Source organism: Candidatus Poribacteria bacterium, from assembly GCA_021295755.1.
Classification (GTDB): Bacteria; Poribacteria; WGA-4E; order WGA-4E; family PCPOR2b; genus PCPOR2b.
Genome location: JAGWBT010000087.1, coordinates 1 through 3681, shown reverse-complemented (window position 1 = coordinate 3681; position 3681 = coordinate 1). Strand labels below are relative to the sequence as shown.

Below are 3681 nucleotides of genomic sequence, written 5' to 3'. Positions count from 1 at the left end.
ACCTTCTCAAGTTTATTCTGCATCGCCTCGGTCTGTGCTGCGACGTTGTGGCAGTGAAAGGTGTGGAACTTGAGCCATGTGTAACCCGCAGCGGCTGCGTGTTCAACCTCCTCTGCCATCTTTTCAGGTGTCTGCGAGACTGTCCATGCTGCCATCGGTACACGTGAACGGACTTTGGGTCCGAACAGTTTATAAGCAGGGACATCATTATACTTGCCGACCAAATCGTAGATAGCCGGAGCGAGGGCGATAGGCAGAGACGGGTGAGCTAACCAATCGCACGGATTTGTGCCGCGCAGCTGCTCCATCCATGCATCTATCCCATCCCACAATTTGCCGACATGCTCGCCTAAGCCTTCCAACCCGTTATCGGTCCGAACAACAAAGACCGTGCGGTAGCGGAATTCAGGTCCCTGATAGCGTGTCAACGCCTCGCTATTCCACGCCTGAAACGATGGGCAGATAACGTGTGTTTCGATATCGGTGATTTTCATGGTTTTGTCGTCTCCTTCTCTAAGCAGTTTGATAATCCTCGTGCATGTTATCAATGAAGCGATGAACGGAAGTCGCTGGGATGAAAGCGAGATATAAGAGAATCATGGCTAAAGTGAAGGTACGGATAGGTAATAAGAGGTAAAAAAGGACATGCAAGGCGATTCCGGCAGGCATCAAGTATTTGCGGAATCTGGGGATATACAGTCCGAAAGCCAGTAAAAATTCCAGTATCACGGTAGTAATTGCGACAATACAACAGAGCGCAGAAAAGCCGGGGATACTCGCGTAGTCATACCCTGCATAATAGTTGTAAACGAGGAGTTCCATACGGGCACCACTCAGAAATCCCCAGTAAAGTTTCTCGTAAGCGGTCCAAAAATAGACCATCGACAATTGAATCGCAATGAGGCGTAATCCCCACAAATTGCCGATTTCGGGCGGTGGTGGCAAACCTGCTTTTAGAGCGCGACGGAGTGCCAACCAGCGATCTAACGAGTATGAGCGACCGCACGGTGTCAGCGCAATAAAAAGGATAGCCATGACCAAGAGGAAAGTGTGGTGATGCCTGAATGACCCATGCAGGTTAAAAATAATCGAGACAATGATGGCTGTCCCCATTGATGACACGCGCGTCCATAGTCCAACACACATAAGCCCAGTAAAGAGGAAAAACGCCGAGTTGAGTAGAATCGCGCCCAACCGTATATCCCGACAGAGTATCAGTTCACCTGCCCATTCAGACCAGATGAGCAGAACCAATCCGATTCGGATTAAACCCACCGAACGAGTGGAATCGCGACAACACAACCCCCAGTTATAAAAACGTTGTAGGAGTCGTAACAAGGTTTTCATCACTTATCGCTTTCCAAATGGATATACCCCGTTCATTCGATACGTTTATCCATATATAGGGTTTTCCACCCTTCGCGTGTGCCGATACGGGCGTTTACCCGCAAATCAACAACATTCCCTACTTTCTGTCGTAGACGTTGTCCCACCTCCAACACACCTTTTTCCCCCATAATCCGCCGTGAATGGTGGTGTAATTTCAGTAGTTTGTCATAGCCTAGTACTTTGAAATGATCAATGTGATCGATGCGTCCATCCGGATGTCGGATGTAAAATTCCACATCACAGACGCCGAGTCCCCGAGTGTGGTACATCTGCCATGACCGAAAGGCGCGTGATTTACCCTTTAGCACTTGCTTATAAAAGGGACCGAATACGACATATAGCATCAGCAGCGAGAAAGCAACTACTCGGCAAACAGTTATCAACTTGTGCCGTTCCGAGCATTCCGATTTATCGGAACTTTCAGCTGCCACTTCCACTGCTGTTTTCTCGGATTGATATTGGCTGACTGGCGTCATTGATAGTTTTCCTTTGGTTCAAGGGAATCAATGCAGATTTCACATGGTGGCCGCCTTAAAAGCGGACGACCAACTCTACATCCGTCAACACGATATCAGAGGCAACCTTCGGGTGACGTTCCTCAAGCACAACCTTGACTTCGTGCGGACCTTCCCCTAGCAGCGCCTCCATTTCAAAACATAACCACGCTGCACCGCTTACATCCGAAATACGATGCGGGTCATCAATGGTGCAGTAGCGAATTGTGGGATCATCAAGGACCGTCCCATCCCACGAGACCCTCACCACGTCTCCACGTACCCACTGATCCAGTCGCACCCGTAGCTCAATCTGTTTCGGGGTATCAGTCGATAAATCGTCCACCACATTTAGCCTAATCGTTGGACCCTCGCCGGTGATTGTCCGTTTAAGAATAACCGGGACCTCACCCCACAGGCGGTCATTTCGGTAAGCTCCCCGCCATTCTCCCATCTCTTGTAGGAAACGATGGGTTGCCGCATAAATTTTGTCCGTACCTCGCAGCGTATCAGGTGAACCGATCTGCGAGAGCAATTCTCGTCTCGAATCGCGGTTTGCGTGCCAGTTAAAGACATAGATACCATCTGCCCCCGCACTGTGGTAACGGCTAGCGATAGCGCGGGTACGCATTCGATCTTTCGTTTCGGTATCCTCAGGACCAACAAAAGGTCCGGGCAAACCGCCATCAAAGCCAGGGTAGACCACAATCGGCTTATCTCGACAGAGCTCGACAAAAGCTGCAACATCCAAAGAAGGATCTGTCGCGGCACCACCAGCAGGAATCAGAATGTCCACCAACCCCTCATTTACCCAAGTTGGAATGTCGTATCCGATGTTGCGGCACATCTCTAACGTACCAGACACACGCGCCGCTAAGTAGAACGGTTTGCCGCGTTTCTGCGCGAGCGCATCGGTCATCTGTCGCACCGCTCGTTGAAGGTCAGTCAGGACGTATCGGAGTCGGTACGCGTCGTCGGCAGGTAGGTGAAAGGCGTGTCGTTGCCAGTCCAATTCGACGCCATCCCAGTCATATCGTTCACAGATTTCTTTGATGTGTGCGTAGCGGTGTTCCCGTATTTCGGGGACAGCGAAGTTCCATGAGAGCGCGAACCACTCCGATGTCTGGTCACCGAGCAACCACTCCGGATGTTCAATCCGCATCTGTGTCAGTTCCGTGTGATGCAGTGTCTCTAAATCAGCGATCTGTGCCCCACTGAAGTGATTGTCGTTCATGCGCACTGAGGCATAGACATGCATCCCGAGTTGATGTCCACGATCGATAATGGCTTGCTGAGGATCTTCGCCGCGCTCCACCATCTGACGGATGTTTTCGGTGTGGATGTACGCCTGAGCGTTTTCATAACGCCGATCATGCACATCGCCGAGTTGTTCAAGGACATCGCTCTGCCAACGGGCGGCATGTTCGCCGATACACCAGAAATGGGCACCGACCTGCGTATCTTCCAGAGGCGCGTAAGCCTTTTCCAGAAAAGCGTTTACAGACTGTGGTGGCTCGGAGTAACCATGAGGAGCACCATCCCAGTTATAGATAATCTGATATTCAGGAGGCGTGGGCATGTCCGTTTTCCTCTTAGTATTTTGGATGGATAGTAAATGGGGTCGGGTGGGTTCACTCCCACTCTATCGTGCTCGGCGGTTTCGAGCTAATATCATAAACGACACGATTGATACCACGCACCTCATTGATGATACGGTTGGAAATGACGCCTAACACGTTGTGAGGAATCTTCGCCCAGTCCGCTGTCATGCCGTCCGTACTTGTCACTGCGCGTAACG

At 50.8% G+C, this 3681-nt stretch carries 5 protein-coding genes; all 5 read right to left on the bottom strand.

Annotation, left to right across the window (positions count from 1 at the left end):
* Window positions 1–494: hypothetical protein (locus tag J4G02_13395; protein ID MCE2395571.1), on the bottom strand; the 494-nt coding region annotated here is incomplete at its 3' end.
* 19 nt (window positions 495–513) lie between these two features.
* Window positions 514–1347 (bottom strand): HTTM domain-containing protein, encoded by an 834-nt coding sequence (locus J4G02_13390; protein MCE2395570.1) that lies wholly within the window; start codon window positions 1345–1347, stop codon window positions 514–516.
* A 32-nt stretch (window positions 1348–1379) separates the two neighbouring features.
* On the bottom strand, window positions 1380–1865 hold the full coding sequence (locus tag J4G02_13385) for a hypothetical protein (GenBank protein MCE2395569.1): 486 nt from the start codon (window positions 1863–1865) through the stop codon (window positions 1380–1382).
* Window positions 1866–1920: 55 nt separating this feature from the next.
* Complete coding sequence (locus J4G02_13380; GenBank protein ID MCE2395568.1) at window positions 1921–3462, bottom strand: family 10 glycosylhydrolase; 1542 nt, start codon at window positions 3460–3462, stop codon at window positions 1921–1923.
* A gap of 52 nt (window positions 3463–3514) precedes the next feature.
* Window positions 3515–3681 (bottom strand): GMP synthase (glutamine-hydrolyzing) (locus tag J4G02_13375; GenBank protein MCE2395567.1); only part of this gene is annotated, 167 nt, incomplete at its 5' end.

Excerpts from the sequence above, each read along its gene's own strand:
- J4G02_13390 (MCE2395570.1), bottom strand. The coding sequence starts at position 1,347 with ATGAAAACCTTGTTACGACTCCTACAACGTTTTTATAACTGGGGGTTG.
- J4G02_13385 (MCE2395569.1), bottom strand. The coding sequence starts at position 1,865 with ATGACGCCAGTCAGCCAATATCAATCCGAGAAAACAGCAGTGGAAGTG.
- J4G02_13380 (MCE2395568.1), bottom strand. The coding sequence starts at position 3,462 with ATGCCCACGCCTCCTGAATATCAGATTATCTATAACTGGGATGGTGCT.